Source organism: Streptomyces roseochromogenus subsp. oscitans DS 12.976, assembly GCF_000497445.1.
Lineage (GTDB): Bacteria > Actinomycetota > Actinomycetes > Streptomycetales > Streptomycetaceae > Streptomyces > Streptomyces oscitans.
In genome coordinates this window covers 2,114,354-2,129,700 of sequence record NZ_CM002285.1, presented here as the reverse complement: position 1 = coordinate 2,129,700, position 15,347 = coordinate 2,114,354, and the positions used below count along the sequence as shown (strand labels likewise).

Genomic DNA, 15,347 nt, shown 5'->3' with positions numbered 1-15,347 from the left:
CGGCGTTGATCAGCGAAGCGTTACGCCGGGATGCTCGCCACGCCCGGGGCCAGGAACTTCTTGCCGTTCACGCGCTCCGAGACGCCCTCGCGGTCCAGGTACGGCGTGATGCCGCCCAGGTGGAAGGGCCAGCCGGCGCCCGTGATCAGGCACAGGTCGATGTCCTGCGCCTCGGCGACGACACCCTCGTCGAGCATGAGCCCGATCTCCTGCGCCACCGCGTCCAGCACGCGCTCGCGGACCTGCTCCTCGGTGAGGACGGAGTCGCCCTGCTTCAGCAGCGCGGCGACCTCCGGGTCCAGCTCCGGCTTGCCGCTGTCGTAGACGTAGAAGCCGCGCTTGCCCGCCTTGACGACGGCGGCGAGGTTCGGGGAGACCGTGAAGCGGTCCGGGAAGGCCCGGTTGAGGGTCTCCGAGACGTGCAGTCCGATCGCCGGGCCGACCAGCTCGAGCAGCACCAGCGGGGACATCGGCAGACCGAGCGGCTCCACGGCCTTCTCGGCGACCTCGACCGGGGTGCCCTCGTCGATGACGTTCTGGATCTCACCCATGAAGCGGGTCAGGATGCGGTTCACGACGAACGCCGGGGCGTCCTTGACCAGAACCGCGGTCTTCTTCAGCTTCTTGGCGACGGCGAACGCCGTGGCCAGGGAGGCGTCGTCGGTCTTCTCACCGCGGACGATCTCCAGCAGCGGGAGGACCGCGACCGGGTTGAAGAAGTGGAAGCCCACGACCCGCTCGGGGTGCTTGAGCTTCGACGCCATCTCCGTCACCGACAGCGAGGAGGTGTTGGTCGCGAGGATCGCGTGCGCCGGGGCGACCGCCTCGACCTCCGCGAACACCTGCTGCTTGACGCCGATCTCCTCGAACACGGCCTCGATGACGAAGTCCGCGTCGGAGAAGCCCTCGGCCTTGTCCAGGACACCGGTGACCAGCGCCTTGAGGCGGTTGGCCTTGTCCTGGTTGATGCGGCCCTTGCCGAGCAGCTTGTCGATCTCGGCGTGGACGTAGCCCACACCCTTGTCGACGCGCTCCTGGTCGATGTCGGTCAGCACGACCGGCACCTCCAGGCGGCGCAGGAAGAGCAGGGCGAGCTGGCTGGCCATCAGACCGGCACCGACGACACCCACCTTGGTCACGGGACGCGCGAGGTTCTTGTCGGGCGCACCGGCAGGCCGCTTGCCGCGCTTCTGCACCAGGTTGAACGAGTAGATACCGGCGCGGAGTTCGCCGCCCATGATCAGGTCGGCGAGGGCCTGGTCCTCGGCGTCGTAACCCTGCTGCAGGTCGCCGTTCTTGGCGGCGGCGATGATGTCGAGGGCGCGGTAGGCGGCCGGGGCGGCGCCGTGCACCTTGCCGTCCGCGATGAGGCGGCCCTTGGCGACGGCCTGGTCCCAGGCCTCACCGCGGTCGATCACCGGGCGCTCGACCTCGATGTCGCCCTTCAGCACCTGGGCCGTCCAGAGCAGCGACTGCTCCAGGAAGTCGGCGCCCTCGAAGAGGGCGTCGGCGATGCCCAGATCGAAGACCTGCTGGCCCTTGAGCTGCTTGTTCTGGTTGAGGCTGTTCTCGATGATCACCGAGACGGCCTTGTCGGCGCCGATCAGGTTCGGCAGCAGCGCGCAGCCGCCCCAGCCCGGGACCAGGCCCAGGAACACCTCGGGGAGGGAGAACGCCGGGATGGCCTTCGAGACGGTGCGGTACGTGCAGTGCAGACCGACCTCGACGCCACCGCCCATCGCGGCGCCGTTGTAGTACGCGAAGGTCGGCACGGCCAGGCCCGCGAGGCGCTTGAAGACCTCGTGGCCGCCCTTGCCGATGGCGAGCGCGTGCTCGTGCTCCTTGAGCAGCTCGACGCCCTTGAGGTCGGCGCCGACCGCGAAGATGAACGGCTTGCCGGTGACACCGGCGCCGACGATCGTGCCCTCGGCCGCCTCCTTCTCGACCTGGTCGATCGCGGTGTTGAGGTTCGCCAGCGAGGCCGGTCCGAAGGTGGTCGGCTTGGTGTGGTCCAGGCCGTTGTCCAGGGTGATCAGCGCGAAGCGGCCGGCCCCGAACGGCAGGTCGAGGTGGCGTACGTGCGCGGACGTCACGACCTCGTCGGGGAACAGGTCCGAGGCCTGCTTCAGAAGCTCGGCGGTGGTGCTCACTTGTCCCCCTCGAAGTGCGGGTTCTCCCAGATGACCGTCGCGCCCATGCCGAAGCCGACGCACATGGTGGTCAGGCCGTAGCGGACGTTCGGCTGCTCCTCGAACTGGCGGGCCAGCTGCGTCATCAGACGCACACCCGACGAGGCCAGCGGGTGACCGTAGGCGATCGCACCGCCGTACTGGTTGACGCGCGCGTCGTCGTCCGCGATGCCGTAGTGGTCGAGGAAGGCCAGCACCTGCACGGCGAAGGCCTCGTTGATCTCGAACAGGCCGATGTCACCGATGCCCAGCCCCGCCTTGGCGAGGGCCTTCTCGGTCGCCGGGATCGGGCCGTAGCCCATGACCTCCGGCTCGACGCCCGCGAAGGCGTACGAGACGAGGCGCATCTTGACCGGCAGGTTGTTCTCGCGGGCGAAGTCCTCGGAGGCGATGATCGAGGCGGTCGCACCGTCGTTCAGACCGGCCGCGTTACCGGCCGTGACCCGGCCGTGCACACGGAACGGGGTCTTGAGGCCGGCCAGGTTCTCCAGCGTCGTGCCCGGACGCATCGGCTCGTCGGCCGTCACCAGGCCCCAGCCGGTCTCGCCGGCCTCCGGGTTCGTCCGGCGCACCGAGATCGGCACCAGGTCCTGCTGGATCTTGCCGTTGGCGTACGCCTTGGCGGCCTTCTCCTGCGAGCGCACCGCGTACTCGTCGGCGCGCAGCTTGGTGATCTGCGGATAGCGGTCGTGCAGGTTCTCCGCGGTCATGCCCATGAAAAGAGCGGACTCGTCGACCAGCTTCTCGCTCACGAACCGCGGGTTCGGGTCCACGCCCTCGCCCATCGGGTGGCGGCCCATGTGCTCGACGCCACCGGCGATGACGGCGTCGTAGGCGCCGAAGGCGATGGAGCCGGCGGTGGTGGTGACGGCGGTGAGGGCGCCGGCGCACATGCGGTCGATCGAGTAGCCCGGGACGGACTGGGGGAGACCGGCGAGGATGCCGGCCGTACGACCGAGGGTCAGGCCCTGGTCACCGATCTGCGTGGTCGCGGCGATGGCGACCTCATCGATCTTCTTCGGATCCAGGCCGGGGTTGCGGCGCAGCAGCTCCCGGATCGCCTTCACGACAAGGTCGTCGGCGCGGGTCTCGTGGTAGATGCCCTTCGGGCCCGCCTTGCCGAACGGGGTGCGGACGCCGTCGACGAAGACGACGTCCCTGACGGTACGAGGCACGATGGCTCTCCTCCAGGGTGCGGGATGGCACTGCTGCGCAACGCTGCACTGAGCGCGCGCTCAGGCCCATGCTACTTATGAGTAACGTAGCTGCACAGCCCTGCGAGCTTGAGCGGCGAAGGTCACACTCTGGGTGCGCCGAGTGCTCCCGGGCCGAAGAGCGGTATGGCTTGATCTCGACGTCTAGACACCCTGGCCGTCGGCCAGCGCGGCGACCAGTACCGGCGTCACCTGCTCCACCTGCCACGGACGCGCGCCGTATCCCGCCAGCGCGACCCCCACGGACTCGGTGTCGACCACCTTCGGCGGCTCCCAGCAGATGCGCCGGACCGTGTCCGGGGACACCAGGTTCTCCTGGGGCATGACGAGCTGCTCGGCGAGAGCCGTCACACCCGCCCGGGCCGCGGACAACCGCGCCGCCGCGGCGGGATCCTTGTCGGCCCACGCCCGTGGCGGCGGCGGCCCGGTGACCGGCTGCCCCGGCTGCGGCAGCTGCGACTCGGTCAGCGCCTTCGCACGGTCCACGGCCGTCTGCCACTGCTCCAGCTGCCGCCGCCCCATCCGATGCCCGAACCCGTTCAGCGCCGCGAGCGCATGGACGTTGGCCGGAAGCGCGAGCGCCGCCTCCACGATGGCGGCGTCACTGAGCACCTTGCCCGGCGACACGTCCCGCCGCTGCGCGATCCGGTCCCGCGTCTCCCACAGCTCCCGTACGACACCGAGCTGCCGGCGTCTGCGCACCTTGTGCATGCCGGACGTACGACGCCAGGGATCCTTCCTCGGCTCGGCGGGCGGCGCGGCCGCGATCGCGTCGAACTCCTGCAGGGCCCACTCCAGCTTGCCCTGCCGGTCCAGCTCCTTCTCCAGCGCGTCGCGCAGGTCGACGAGGAGTTCCACGTCGAGCGCGGCATAGCGCAGCCACGGCTCGGGCAGCGGCCGGGTCGACCAGTCGACGGCCGAGTGGCCCTTCTCCAGAACGAAGCCCAGCACGTTCTCGACCATGGCGCCGAGGCCGACCCGGGGGAACCCGGCGAGCCGGCCGGCCAGCTCGGTGTCGAAGAGCCGGGTCGGGATCATGCCTATTTCCCGCAGACAGGGCAGGTCCTGGGTGGCGGCGTGCAGCACCCACTCGACGCCGGACAGCGCCCCACCGAACGCGGAGAGGTCCGGGCAGGTCACGGGGTCGATCAGCGCGGTCCCGGCGCCCTGGCGGCGCAGCTGCACCAGGTAGGCGCGCTGCCCGTAGCGGTAGCCGGACGCCCGCTCGGCGTCGACGGCGACCGGGCCGGAGCCCGCGGCGAAGGCGGCGATCACCTCGGCGAGGGCGGCTTCGCCGGCGATCACGGGCGGAATGCCCTCGCGGGGTTCGAGCAGCGGAGTCGGCGCCCCCATCACAGAAGATCCGGCGTCGTCCGGAGGGGTGCCTCCGGTGGTGCGCAGGGAGCTGTCTGCTGCGGTCTCTTGGGCGTCGGTCACCTGTCAAGGGTATCTGTGTGTGGACGGCGCCCGTCGACGGAACGTTCCGTCGACGGGCGCGGGAGGGTCGTAAACCAGTCAGGCCGGTGAAAGCTGCGGTTCACACGAGTGAGCCGGGCGCTGCTCCGGACGGCTCAGTGGATGATGCCGGTGCGCAGGGCCACGGCCACCATGCCGGCCCGGTCGCCCGTGCCCAGCTTGCGGGCGATACGGGCGAGGTGGCTCTTGACGGTCAGGGCGGACAGGCCCATCGAGACGCCGATCGCCTTGTTCGACTGGCCCTCCGCGACCAGCCGGAGCACCTCGACCTCGCGTCCGGACAGCTCGCGGTAGCCGCCCGGGTGGCTCGGGGCACCCGGGGGGCGGCGGTGCATCCGGGCGGCGCCGAGGGGGGCCGCGCCGGGCCGGGTGGGCAGGCCGATATTGGTACGGGTGCCGGTGACGACATAGCCCTTGACCCCGCCGGCCAGCGCGTTGCGCACCGCGCCGATGTCGTCGGCCGCGGACAGCGCCAGCCCGTTGGGCCAGCCCGCGGCGCGGGTCTCGGACAGCAGGGTCAGGCCGGAGCCGTCGGGCAGGTGGACGTCGGCGACGCAGATGTCGCGCGGGTTGCCGATGCGGGGACGAGCCTCCGCGATGGACGAGGCCTCGATGACATCGCGCACGCCGAGCGCCCACAGATGGCGGGTGACGGTGGAGCGGACACGCGGGTCGGCCACGACCACCATGGCGGTCGGCTTGTTCGGGCGGTAGGCGACCAGGCTTGCGGGCTGCTCGAGGAGAACGGACACCAGGCCTCCTGGGTGGGGGGACGGGGCCGGCTTGTGGGGAGGAAGCCGGGACGAACCGTGCTTTCAAGGTCACAGTCGTCTTCGGCAGCAAACTCGTCCGCCTTTAGAGAATGATCACGATCTAGTGAGTAACAATCTGCGCAATTCGGACACGCGATCGATCATCCGAAGATCGAGTCGCTTCGAGCGGGTGCGATTCGGGGGCGGAAAGTGGCCGTATCGACAAAGGGATGGTCAATAAGGCGCCCATGCGGATGACCCCGCCCGGACCCCGCGATCGGCTCACCGCGACTGCGGGCCCCTGCGCTGCGGCAGCGTCACCACCGAGGCGTCCCCCGGACCGGCCGGCGGCAGCCCCGCGACCTGGGCCAGCAGATCGCACCAGGAGGCCAGATGGGACGCCGTGTCCGGCACCCCGCCGAGACCCTCGCGGGGCGTCCAGGACGCCCGGATCTCGATCTGCGAGGCCGCCGGCCGCTCGGACAGCCCGCCGAAGTAGTGCGAACTCGCGCGCGTGATCGTGCCGCTCGGCTCGCCGTAGCCCAGCCCGCGCGCTTGCAGCGCCCCGGTCAGCCACGACCAGCACACCTCGGGCAGCAGCGGATCGGCCGCCATCTCCGGCTCCAGCTCCGCGCGCACCAGCGTCACCAGCCTGAACGTTCCGCGCCAGGCGTCGTGGCCCGCCGGGTCGTGCAGCAGCACCAGCCGGCCGTCGGCCAGCTCCTGTTCGCCGTCCACCACGACGGCCTCCAGCGCGTACGCGTACGGGGCGAGCCGCTGCGGGGCGGGAGTGGCCTCCACCTCGACCTGCGGCCGCAGCCGGCAGCTGCGCAGGGCGTCGACCGCGGCCCGGAAAGCCGGCGGCCCCGGAGTGCTGGAGCGCCCGTCCCCCTCCTCGGTGTCCTTCACGTCGTCCAATCCGTCAGCACTGTCCGACATTCGTCCGTGACCCGCAGCCATGCGGGGAAGAGTAAAGGGAACCGCGGCTCCGTGCAGGGCAAGACACCCTCACGACATGCGCGGCTGAGGTCAGCCACATGCCGCCTCAGCTGCGGACAGCCGCGTGCCGCCGCAGCGGGCGACCCCACCCGGCGGCGACCGGCACACCGGGTAAGTCTCCATCCGACGGCATGCGAAACTTGCCCCGTGACCGCCAACACCAGCACGCAGCCGACAGCGACGTACGACAGCGCCTTCCTCAAGGCGTGCAGGCGCGAACCCGTGCCGCACACCCCCGTGTGGTTCATGCGTCAGGCCGGCCGCTCCCTGCCCGAGTACCGCAAGGTGCGCGAGGGCATCCCCATGCTCGAGTCCTGCATGCGGCCCGAGCTGGTCACCGAGATCACGCTGCAGCCGGTGCGCCGACACCACGTGGACGCGGCGATCTACTACAGCGACATCGTCGTCCCGCTGAAGGCCATCGGCCTCGGCCTCGACATCAAGCCGGGCGTCGGCCCGGTCGTCGACGAGCCGATCCGCACCCGCGCCGACCTGGCCCGGCTGCGCGACCTCACGCCCGAGGACGTCCCCTACGTCACCGAGGCGATCGGCCTGCTCACGAAGGAGCTGGGGCCGACCCCGCTGATCGGTTTCGCCGGCGCGCCTTTCACCCTCGCGAGCTACCTGGTCGAGGGCGGTCCCTCTCGCACGTACGAGAACGCCAAGGCGATGATGTACGGCGACCCCCAGCTGTGGGCCGACCTGCTGGACCGTCTGGCCGACATCACGGCCGCCTTCCTGAAGGTGCAGATCGAGGCCGGCGCGAGCGCGGTCCAGCTCTTCGACTCCTGGGTCGGCGCCCTCGCCCCGGCGGACTACCGGCGCTCGGTCATGCCCGCCTCCGCGAAGGTCTTCGAGGCCGTCGCCGGCTACGGCGTCCCGCGCATCCACTTCGGTGTCGGCACCGGTGAGCTGCTGAACCTCATGGGCGAGGCCGGAGCGGACGTCGTCGGCGTCGACTGGCGCGTCCCGCTGGACGAGGCCCAGCGCCGCGTCGGCCCCGGCAAGGCGCTGCAGGGCAACCTCGACCCGACGGTCCTGTTCACCGACAAGGACACCGTCGAGAGCAGGGCCCGCGAGGTGCTGGACGCGGCCGCAGGCCTGGAGGGCCACGTCTTCAACCTCGGCCACGGCGTTGTGCCGAACACCGACCCGGACGCGCTGACCCGGCTCGTCGAGTACGTCCACACCGCGACCGCCCGCTGACGCGTCGGCTCACCACGTGTAGCGGGGCCGCGCCCGCCTGCCGAACAGCAGGCCGCGCGGCTCCGGCGGAGGCGGGGTGCCGGGCTTGAGCGGCCAGGCGAGCAGCATGCCCGCGACGAAGCCGACGACATGGGCCGCGTACGCGACCGCGCCGGCGTCGGAGACTCCGTGCCCGGACGAGTACACCGCCTGCAGCCCGAACCAGAAGCCCAGCACCAGCCAGGCGGGCAGCCGTAGTGGCAGGAAGACCAGGAACGGCACGAGGACCCAGACCCGCGCCCTCGGCCACAGCACGATGTAGGCGCCGAGGACCCCGGCGATCGCGCCCGACGCGCCGATCAGCGGGTCGCCCGACGTGGCGTTGAGCAGCGCGAAGCCGTAGCCGGCCGCGTAACCGCAGACGACGTAGAAGAGGAAGTAGCGGATGTGGCCCATCCGGTCCTCGACGTTGTTGCCGAAGATCAGCAGGAACAGCATGTTGCCGAGCAGATGCAGCCAGCTGCCGTGCAGGAACATCGCCGTGAAGACCGACAGCGGCGGCGACTTGTCGTAGGACGGCGGGGCCACGACGCAGCCGGGCCCGTGCGGGCCCACACCGATGTCTCCCGTCGGGACCACCCGGGGCATCTGATGGTGGATCAGCTCTCTGGGAACCGCCGCGTAGTGATCCATGAAGGCCTGCAGATGGCACAACTGCGCCAGATCGCTGCCACCGGCCACCGAGCCGGCTATCCCGGGCGTGCTGACGAACACGAGGACATTGGCGGCGATCAGCGCGTACGTCACCCAAGGGGTACGACGTACCGGGTTCACGTCATGGACGGGGATGACCACACAGAAGTAGTGCCCGGGATGGGGCGGGCGAATCGGTGAACACAGCGGGGTGGGCGCGCGTATGTGTGGACAACCTACGTGAGGACAGGCGATGAGCGAACGAATCACTCCTCCGATGCATGCTCTGCCCGACGGCGAGGCGGAGATCTCGCTGGTCGTACGGCTCCCCTGGGAGGATGTCGCGCGGCTCGGACAGGAAGCCGGGCGGCTGGCCGCACAGACGCAGCGGCCCGTGACCCTGGACGAGGCCGTGAGCTACCGGCTGAGGTCCACGCGGCCGTCCGCCACTCATGCGAAACCGGCGGGAGAACAGCCGCAGGCAGCGGTGTCCGCCTTGCCGCGCATCAGCGGTACGGCCTAGGAAGCGCGTGAAGCGCGTACCTTGGCTGTCGCCTTTCTCGCTGCCACCAGCACCGGGTCCCACACGGGCGAGAACGGCGGGGCGTAGCCCAGGTCCAGGGCAGTCATCTGTTCCACCGTCAGCCGCGCGGTCAGCGCCACCGCGGCGATGTCGACCCGTTTCGCCGCACCCTCCCTGCCGACGATCTGGACGCCGAGCAGACGGCCGGTGCGGTGTTCGGCGAGCATCTTGACCGTCATCGGGGAGGCGCCGGGGTAGTAGCCGGCGCGGCTGGTGGACTCGATGGTCACGGTCTCGTAGCGCAGGCCCACCCGGCCCGCGTCCTTCTCGCGCAGGCCGGTGCGGGCGATCTCCAGGTCGCAGACCTTGCTGACCGCCGTGCCGACCACGCCAGGGAAGGTGGCGTAACCGCCGCCGACGTTGCTGCCGATCACCTGGCCGTGCTTGTTGGCATGGGTGCCGAGGGGGACGTACTGGTCCTGGCCGGAGACCAGGTTCAGCACCTCCACGCAGTCGCCGCCCGCCCAGATGTTCCCGTGGCCGCGCACCCGCATCGCGAGGTCGGTGAGCAGGCCGCCGTGCGCGCCGAGGGGCAGGCCCGCGGCCCGGGCGAGCGCGGTCTCCGGGCGGACGCCGATGCCGAGGACCACCACGTCCGCGGGGTACTCGGCGTCCTCCGTGGCGACCGCGCGGGCCCGGCCGTCGTCTCCCGTGAGGATCTTGGTGACCTCGGCGTCGTTCACCATGGTGATGCCGAGGCCCTCCATGGCCCGGTGCACCAGGCGGCCCATGTCCGCATCGAGGGTCGACATGGGCTCCTTGCCACGGTTGACGACCGTCACCTCGAAGCCACGGTTGATCAGCGCTTCCGCCATCTCCACGCCGATGTAGCCCGCGCCCACGACCACCGCCCTGCGGCCACGCGTGTGTGCCAGCGTCTCCAGCAGGGCCTGGCCGTCGTCCAGGGTCTGTACGCCGTGCACACCGGCGGCGTCCGCGCCGGGCAGGTCGGGACGGACCGGACGCGCGCCGGTCGCGATGACGAGCTTGTCGTACGACGTCCAGGACTCGGCGCCGGAATCGACGTCACGCGCGCGTACCCGCTGTCCGGGCACGTCGATCTCCGTGACCTCGGTGCGCAGCCGCAGATCGATCCCCCGCGCGCGGTGTTCCTCAGGGGTGCGGGCGATCAGGTCGTCCCGTTCGGGGACGTCGCCGCCCACCCAGTAGGGGATGCCGCACGCCGAGAAGGACGTGAAGTGGCCGCGTTCGAAGGCCACGATCTCCAGTTCGCCGGGCCCCTTCAGCCGGCGCGCCTGCGACGCCGCGGACATGCCCGCGGCGTCGCCGCCGATGACGACCAGCCGTTCCGTCCCGCCCTGCCCACCGCTCATGCTCATGGGAACACGCTACGGGGCGTGGGCATTTCAGTCCCGGCCCGGCTCTGGCGCGTCCGGCTCGGGCACCGGGCGCGCCGACGGCAGCGGACCCAGCGCGGTCATCCCCTGCGCGGGCTCCCGGCGGCGCGGCAGCCGGGGCCGTACGACCCGCAGCCACAACAGCGTCAGCAGGGCCGCGAAGGCCACGAACGGCAGGGCGGCACCGAGCGCGAGGGCGATCCAGCGCAGCACGGTGACGAACACGTGCCAGCCACCCGCCAGCGCGTCCCCGATGCCGGGCGAGTCGTCACCGGCCGCCTTCCGTACCGGCGTCTCGGACAGCGACAGCGTGATCGTGGCGAGGCTCGTGCGGTCCTTCAGGGAGGCCTGCTGCGCCAGCAGCGACTCCAGATCGGCCTGGCGGCTGCTCAACTCGCCCTCCAGCATGACGACATCGCTCAGCTGTGCCGCCCGGTCCGTCAGCGCGCGGATCCGGTCCACGCTCGCCCGCTGCGACGTGACCCGGCTGCTGACGTCCACGACCTGACCGGTGACGTCCTCGGCCTCGGCCGTGCGGTCGATCAGCCTGCCCGTGCCCTGGAGGCGGGCGAGGACCGAGTCGTACCGCGCGCCGGGCACCCGCAGGACGACCTGAGTGCGCTCGTGGCCGCCGGTGTCCCGGCTCGTGTCCTCCTTGCCGACGTCCTTGACCTCGACGGTGAGGGACGCGGTGCGGATGATCGCGTTCTGCGGGAGCCGCGGTGACCGGGGAGCCGGCTTGCCACTGCCGGCCTCGGCACTGTCGGCCTTGCCGGGGCCGGCGGCCACGCCGGCGCCGTGCGCCGCGGACTTCGCCGAGCCGCCACCCGAGTCGTCCGCGCTGCCGCACCCGGTGAGCGCGAGGCCGGCGGCGAGCAGAATCCCGGCCACGGACAGGACGGGACGTGCTGGTCGTGCGGAACGTGGTGTGCGCATGGGCGATACCCCCGAGGACCGAGAACCGATGACGCTGCTACGACGGCCGGGCGCGCCGGAACGCTGGCGCCGGGTGGTCCCGAAGAGGTCACGGTCGGGACTCGGCAGGGACACCGGGCCGCGGACGGAGAGGACCTCGGGCCCAGGGCCTGATCCGCCGGACAGGCCTTGGCGGGAGTGTCAGTGGGGTCTGAGAGAGTGGGGGCATGAGCGCAACGGGTACGCGTACAGGGCATGTCGTCGTGATCGGAGCCGGTGTCGCCGGGCTGGCCGCCGCCCACCGGCTGCTCGGGCGCGGTGCGCGCGTGACCGTGCTGGAGGCCGCGGACCGGGTCGGCGGCAAGCTGCTGCCCGGTGAGATCGCGGGCGTGCGGGTCGACCTGGGCGCCGAGTCGATGCTCGCCCGCCGCCCCGAGGCGGTGACCCTCGCGCGTGAGGTGGGCCTCGCCGAGCGGCTGCAGCCGCCGGCCACCGCGACCGCCTCGATCTGGACCCGCGGCGCCCTGCGCCCCATGCCCAAGGGCCATGTGATGGGCGTGCCCGGCACCGCCGCCGCGCTCTCCGGTGTGCTGTCCGCGGAGGGCCTCGCCCGCATCGAGCGCGACGCCGACCTGCCCCGCACAGAGGTCGGCGACGACGTGGCCGTGGGGGAGTTCGTGGCCGCCCGGCTCGGCCGCGAGGTCGTCGACCGCCTGGTCGAGCCCCTGCTCGGCGGGGTCTACGCGGGCGACGCGTACCGCATCTCGATGCGCTCGGCCGTCCCGCAGCTCTTCCAGGCCGCCCGCACGCACGCGTCCCTCACCGAGGCGGTCCGCGAGATCCAGGCCAAGGCTGCGGCGAACCAGCAGACCGGCCCGGTCTTCATGGGCATCGAGGGCGGCGTGGGCACCCTGCCGCTCGCGATCGCCGACTCCGTCCGCGCGCGCGGTGGCGAGATCCGCACCGGGACACCGGTCACCGGCCTGCGCGTCGAGGCCTCCGGCGGCTGGCGCATCACCACCGGGGAGCGCGTGCTGCACGCCGACGCCGTGATCGTCGCCGTCCCCGCCCCAGCCGCCGCGCGGCTGCTGCGCGCCGAGTCCCCGGAGGCCGCCGCCGAGCTGGCCGCCGTCGAGTACGCGTCGATGGCGCTGGTCACCCTCGCCTACCGCCGCTCCGCCCTGGACCTCCCCGAGGGCAGCGGCTTCCTGGTCCCGCCGGTCGACGGCCGCACCATCAAGGCGTCCACGTTCGCCTCCCACAAGTGGGGCTGGATCGCCGAGGAGGACCCGGACGTGGTCGTGCTGCGCACCTCCGTGGGCCGGCACGGTGAGACGGAGATCCTCCAGCGCGACGACGCCGCCCTGGTCGAGGTCTCCCGGCACGACCTGCGGGAAGCCACCGGCCTGGACGCCGTACCCCTCGAGACCCGGGTCACCCGCTGGACCGACGGCCTGCCCCAGTACCCGGTCGGGCACCACGCGCGCGTGGCCCGTGTCCGCGAGCAGGTTGCCAAGCTGCCGGGGCTCGCGGTGTGCGGCGCGCAGTACGACGGCGTCGGCATCCCGGCGTGCATCGTGAGCGCGTACGCGGCGGTGGACCAGCTGGACGGCGACCTGAGCCGAGTCCGGGAGCTGACGGCCAACCCGGTGCAGAGTCTCCACGGCGGAGCGGGAGAATAGGGACCATGAGTGACGACGCCCCCATCACCGAGTCTGGCAAGATCCCGAACAAGGGCAAGCTGGCCAAGGATCTCAACGAGGTCATCCGCTACACCCTGTGGTCGGTGTTCAAGCTGAAGGACGTGCTGCCGGAGGACCGCGCGGGTTACGCCGACGAGGTCCAGGAGCTGTTCGACCAGCTCGCCGCCAAGGACGTGACGATCCGCGGCACCTATGACGTCTCCGGCCTGCGCGCCGACGCCGACCTGATGATCTGGTGGCACGCCGAGACCAGCGACCAGCTCCAGGAGGCGTACAACCTCTTCCGCCGCACCAGGCTGGGCCGCGCCCTGGAGCCGGTCTGGTCGAACATGGCGCTGCACCGCCCCGCCGAGTTCAACCGCTCGCACATCCCGGCGTTCCTCGCCGACGAGACGCCCCGCAACTACGTGAGCGTCTACCCCTTCGTGCGCTCCTACGACTGGTATCTGCTGCCCGACGAGGACCGCCGCCGCATGCTCGCCGACCACGGCAAGATGGCCCGCGGCTTCCCGGACGTGCGCGCCAACACGGTCGCCTCGTTCTCCCTCGGCGACTACGAGTGGATCCTGGCCTTCGAGGCCGACGAGCTGTACCGCATCGTCGACCTCATGCGCCACCTGCGCGCCTCCGAGGCCCGCAGGCACGTCCGCGAGGAAATCCCGTTCTACACGGGCCGCCGCAAGACCATCGCGGACCTGGTGGCAGGCCTGGCCTGACAGCGCTCCGGGGGGCGGGGAGCGCCTACTGCCGGCCGGTCCTGCCTCGCCGCGAGTCTGCCTGGGGCTTCTTTCCGGCTGAACGGCCGGAGGCAACCGGTTCCTCGCGCGGCGCGCACGACGCGCGCCGCACGGGGAACCGGCCCTCCAGCAGATAGCTGTCGAGGTACCCGTTGACGCACTTGTTGGGTCCGGCCCCGATGCCGTGCGTCCCCGCGTCCCGCTCGGTCACCAGCACCGAGTCGGCCAGCCGCCGGTTCATCTCCAGCGACCCCGCGTACGGCGCCGCCGCGTCCCGCTCAGCCGCCAGGATCATCACCGGCGGCAGCTCACCCTGCCCGGTCCGCACGTCCAGCGGCTGCTGGCGAGGTGCCGGCCAGTAGGCGCACGGCAGGTTCATCCACGCGTTGTCCCAGGTCTCGAAGGGCGCCACCCGGGCGAGCCGGGTGTTGTCCCGGTCCCACACCTTCCAGTCCGTCGGCCAGGGCGCGTCGTTGCACTCCACGGCCGTGTAGACCGCGTTGGTGTTCTCCGCGTCCGCGGCCTCCTTCGGGCTCGGCGCAGCCATCTGCACCAGCGGCTTCGAGTCGCCGTGCAGATACGCCGACAGGGCCTGGGCCCGGCTCGGCCAGTAGCTGTCGGAATACCCGGCCTTCAGGAGCGCGCTCTGCAGCTGGCCGGGTCCGACCTTCCCGCCGGCCGCCTTGCCGGCCAGCCGCTCCCGCGCGATGTCGTAGCTGCGCTGCACCCTCGCGGCGGTGTTGCCGAGCCGGTAGACGTCGTCGTGCCGGGCGATCCAGTCCCGGAAGTCCGCCCAGCGCTCCTCGAACGCCGCCGACTGGTCGAGGTTGTTGCGGTACCAGATCTTCTGCGGGTCCGGGTTCACCGCCGAGTCCAGCACCATGCGCCGTACGTGCGTGGGGAACATCGTCGCGTACAGCGCGCCGAAGTAGGTGCCGTACGACGCCCCGTAGAACGTCAGCCGGTCCTCGCCCAGCGCGGCCCGCAGGACGTCCAGGTCCCGGGCGTTGTTCAGCGAGGTGTAGAAGGGAAGCGTCTTCCCGGCGTGCAGGGCGCAGCCGCGGGCGTACGCCTTGGCCTGGGCGATGCGCTGCCGCTTGAACGACTCCGACGGGTGGTACGGCGACGCGGTGGGCCCCGTGACGAAGCGCTTCGGGGTCTCGCAGGACAGCGGGGCCGAACGGCCCACGCCGCGCGGGGCGTAGCCGATCAGGTCGTAGGCGGCCGCGATCCGCTTCCACTCCGGGATCGCGCCGACCAGCGGGAACAGCATGCTGGACGCGCCGGGGCCGCCCGGGTTGTAGAAGAGGGCGCCCTGCCGGGGGACCTTCCGCTTGCTGTTGCGCGGGTCCTTCTGGGTCGCCGGGGTCCGGCTGACGGTCAGTGTGATCTGCGTGCCGTTGGGGTGGGCGTAGTCGAGCGGGACGGTCACCGTGCCGCACCGCACGTTGCGCGCGGCCTTCGGTACGTCGGCGGCGGCACACGCGCCGAAGTCGACGCCGGCCGCGCGGGCGCGGGCCACGGCCACCTCGGTGCCGCGCAG

General features: G+C 71.6%; 13 protein-coding genes. 4 read left to right on the top strand and 9 right to left on the bottom strand.

Translation table 11 applies throughout. From position 1 onward, the window contains the following. Positions 1–20: 20 nt before the first annotated feature. From M878_RS59225 to M878_RS59205, 5 genes are all read right to left on the bottom strand, one after another. Positions 21–2,150, bottom strand: coding sequence for a 3-hydroxyacyl-CoA dehydrogenase NAD-binding domain-containing protein (locus M878_RS59225; protein ID WP_023545952.1), 2,130 nt, complete (start codon positions 2,148–2,150; stop codon positions 21–23). After that, positions 2,147–3,364 (bottom strand): thiolase family protein, encoded by a 1,218-nt coding sequence (locus M878_RS59220; RefSeq protein WP_023545951.1) that lies wholly within the window; start codon positions 3,362–3,364, stop codon positions 2,147–2,149. The genes M878_RS59225 and M878_RS59220 overlap by 4 nt, the downstream gene beginning before the upstream one ends. Positions 3,365–3,547: 183 nt before the next feature. Further along, positions 3,548–4,840, bottom strand: coding sequence for a ribonuclease D (locus M878_RS59215; RefSeq protein ID WP_031224606.1), 1,293 nt, complete (start codon positions 4,838–4,840; stop codon positions 3,548–3,550). 134 nt (positions 4,841–4,974) lie between these two features. Beyond that, positions 4,975–5,631, bottom strand: coding sequence for a response regulator transcription factor (locus tag M878_RS59210; RefSeq protein WP_023545949.1), 657 nt, complete (start codon positions 5,629–5,631; stop codon positions 4,975–4,977). A gap of 282 nt (positions 5,632–5,913) precedes the next feature. Further along, a complete protein-coding gene (locus M878_RS59205; protein WP_078630237.1) occupies positions 5,914–6,591 on the bottom strand; it encodes a DUF3000 domain-containing protein in 678 nt (225 codons plus the stop codon). Between the two features lie 186 nt (positions 6,592–6,777). On the opposite strand from M878_RS59205, the gene hemE reads away from it, so the two are divergent. Continuing rightward, positions 6,778–7,836, top strand: a complete 1,059-nt coding sequence (hemE, locus tag M878_RS59200) for a uroporphyrinogen decarboxylase (RefSeq protein WP_023545947.1) — start codon at positions 6,778–6,780, stop codon at positions 7,834–7,836. A gap of 9 nt (positions 7,837–7,845) precedes the next feature. On the opposite strand, the gene M878_RS59195 is transcribed toward hemE, so the two are convergent. Then, positions 7,846–8,670: a rhomboid family intramembrane serine protease gene (locus tag M878_RS59195; protein ID WP_031224604.1), complete on the bottom strand. Its 825-nt coding sequence runs from the start codon at positions 8,668–8,670 to the stop codon at positions 7,846–7,848. Between the two features lie 91 nt (positions 8,671–8,761). Between M878_RS59195 and M878_RS59190 the strand changes: the two genes are divergently transcribed. Then, on the top strand, positions 8,762–9,031 hold the full coding sequence (locus tag M878_RS59190) for a hypothetical protein (RefSeq protein WP_031224603.1): 270 nt from the start codon (positions 8,762–8,764) through the stop codon (positions 9,029–9,031). Here the strand turns inward: M878_RS59190 and M878_RS59185 are convergent. Together M878_RS59185 and M878_RS59180 are read right to left on the bottom strand one after the other, a co-directional pair. Then, positions 9,028–10,431, bottom strand: coding sequence for an FAD-dependent oxidoreductase (locus tag M878_RS59185; RefSeq protein WP_023545944.1), 1,404 nt, complete (start codon positions 10,429–10,431; stop codon positions 9,028–9,030). The genes M878_RS59190 and M878_RS59185 overlap by 4 nt on opposite strands. Before the next feature lie 27 nt (positions 10,432–10,458). After that, positions 10,459–11,385: a DUF4349 domain-containing protein gene (locus tag M878_RS59180; RefSeq protein ID WP_031224602.1), complete on the bottom strand. Its 927-nt coding sequence runs from the start codon at positions 11,383–11,385 to the stop codon at positions 10,459–10,461. A gap of 206 nt (positions 11,386–11,591) precedes the next feature. Here M878_RS59180 and hemG point away from each other — a divergent pair, with 206 nt between their 5' ends. Then, a complete protein-coding gene (hemG, locus tag M878_RS59175; protein ID WP_031224601.1) occupies positions 11,592–13,046 on the top strand; it encodes a protoporphyrinogen oxidase in 1,455 nt (484 codons plus the stop codon). 5 nt (positions 13,047–13,051) lie between these two features. Next, positions 13,052–13,783, top strand: coding sequence for a hydrogen peroxide-dependent heme synthase (hemQ, locus tag M878_RS59170; protein WP_023545941.1), 732 nt, complete (start codon positions 13,052–13,054; stop codon positions 13,781–13,783). Positions 13,784–13,808: 25 nt separating this feature from the next. Here hemQ and M878_RS59165 read toward each other — a convergent pair. Further along, a partial coding sequence (locus M878_RS59165) for an alpha/beta hydrolase (RefSeq protein ID WP_023545940.1) occupies positions 13,809–15,347 on the bottom strand: 1,539 nt, incomplete at its 5' end.

What these genes read in the sequence shown, in the direction of transcription:
- M878_RS59205 (WP_078630237.1), bottom strand. Translation starts at nt 6,591, where the DNA reads ATGGCTGCGGGTCACGGACGAATGTCGGACAGTGCTGACGGATTGGAC.
- M878_RS59190 (WP_031224603.1), top strand. Translation starts at nt 8,762, where the DNA reads ATGAGCGAACGAATCACTCCTCCGATGCATGCTCTGCCCGACGGCGAG.
- M878_RS59185 (WP_023545944.1), bottom strand. Translation starts at nt 10,431, where the DNA reads ATGAGCATGAGCGGTGGGCAGGGCGGGACGGAACGGCTGGTCGTCATC.
- M878_RS59180 (WP_031224602.1), bottom strand. Translation starts at nt 11,385, where the DNA reads ATGCGCACACCACGTTCCGCACGACCAGCACGTCCCGTCCTGTCCGTG.
- hemG (WP_031224601.1), top strand. Translation starts at nt 11,592, where the DNA reads ATGAGCGCAACGGGTACGCGTACAGGGCATGTCGTCGTGATCGGAGCC.
- hemQ (WP_023545941.1), top strand. Translation starts at nt 13,052, where the DNA reads ATGAGTGACGACGCCCCCATCACCGAGTCTGGCAAGATCCCGAACAAG.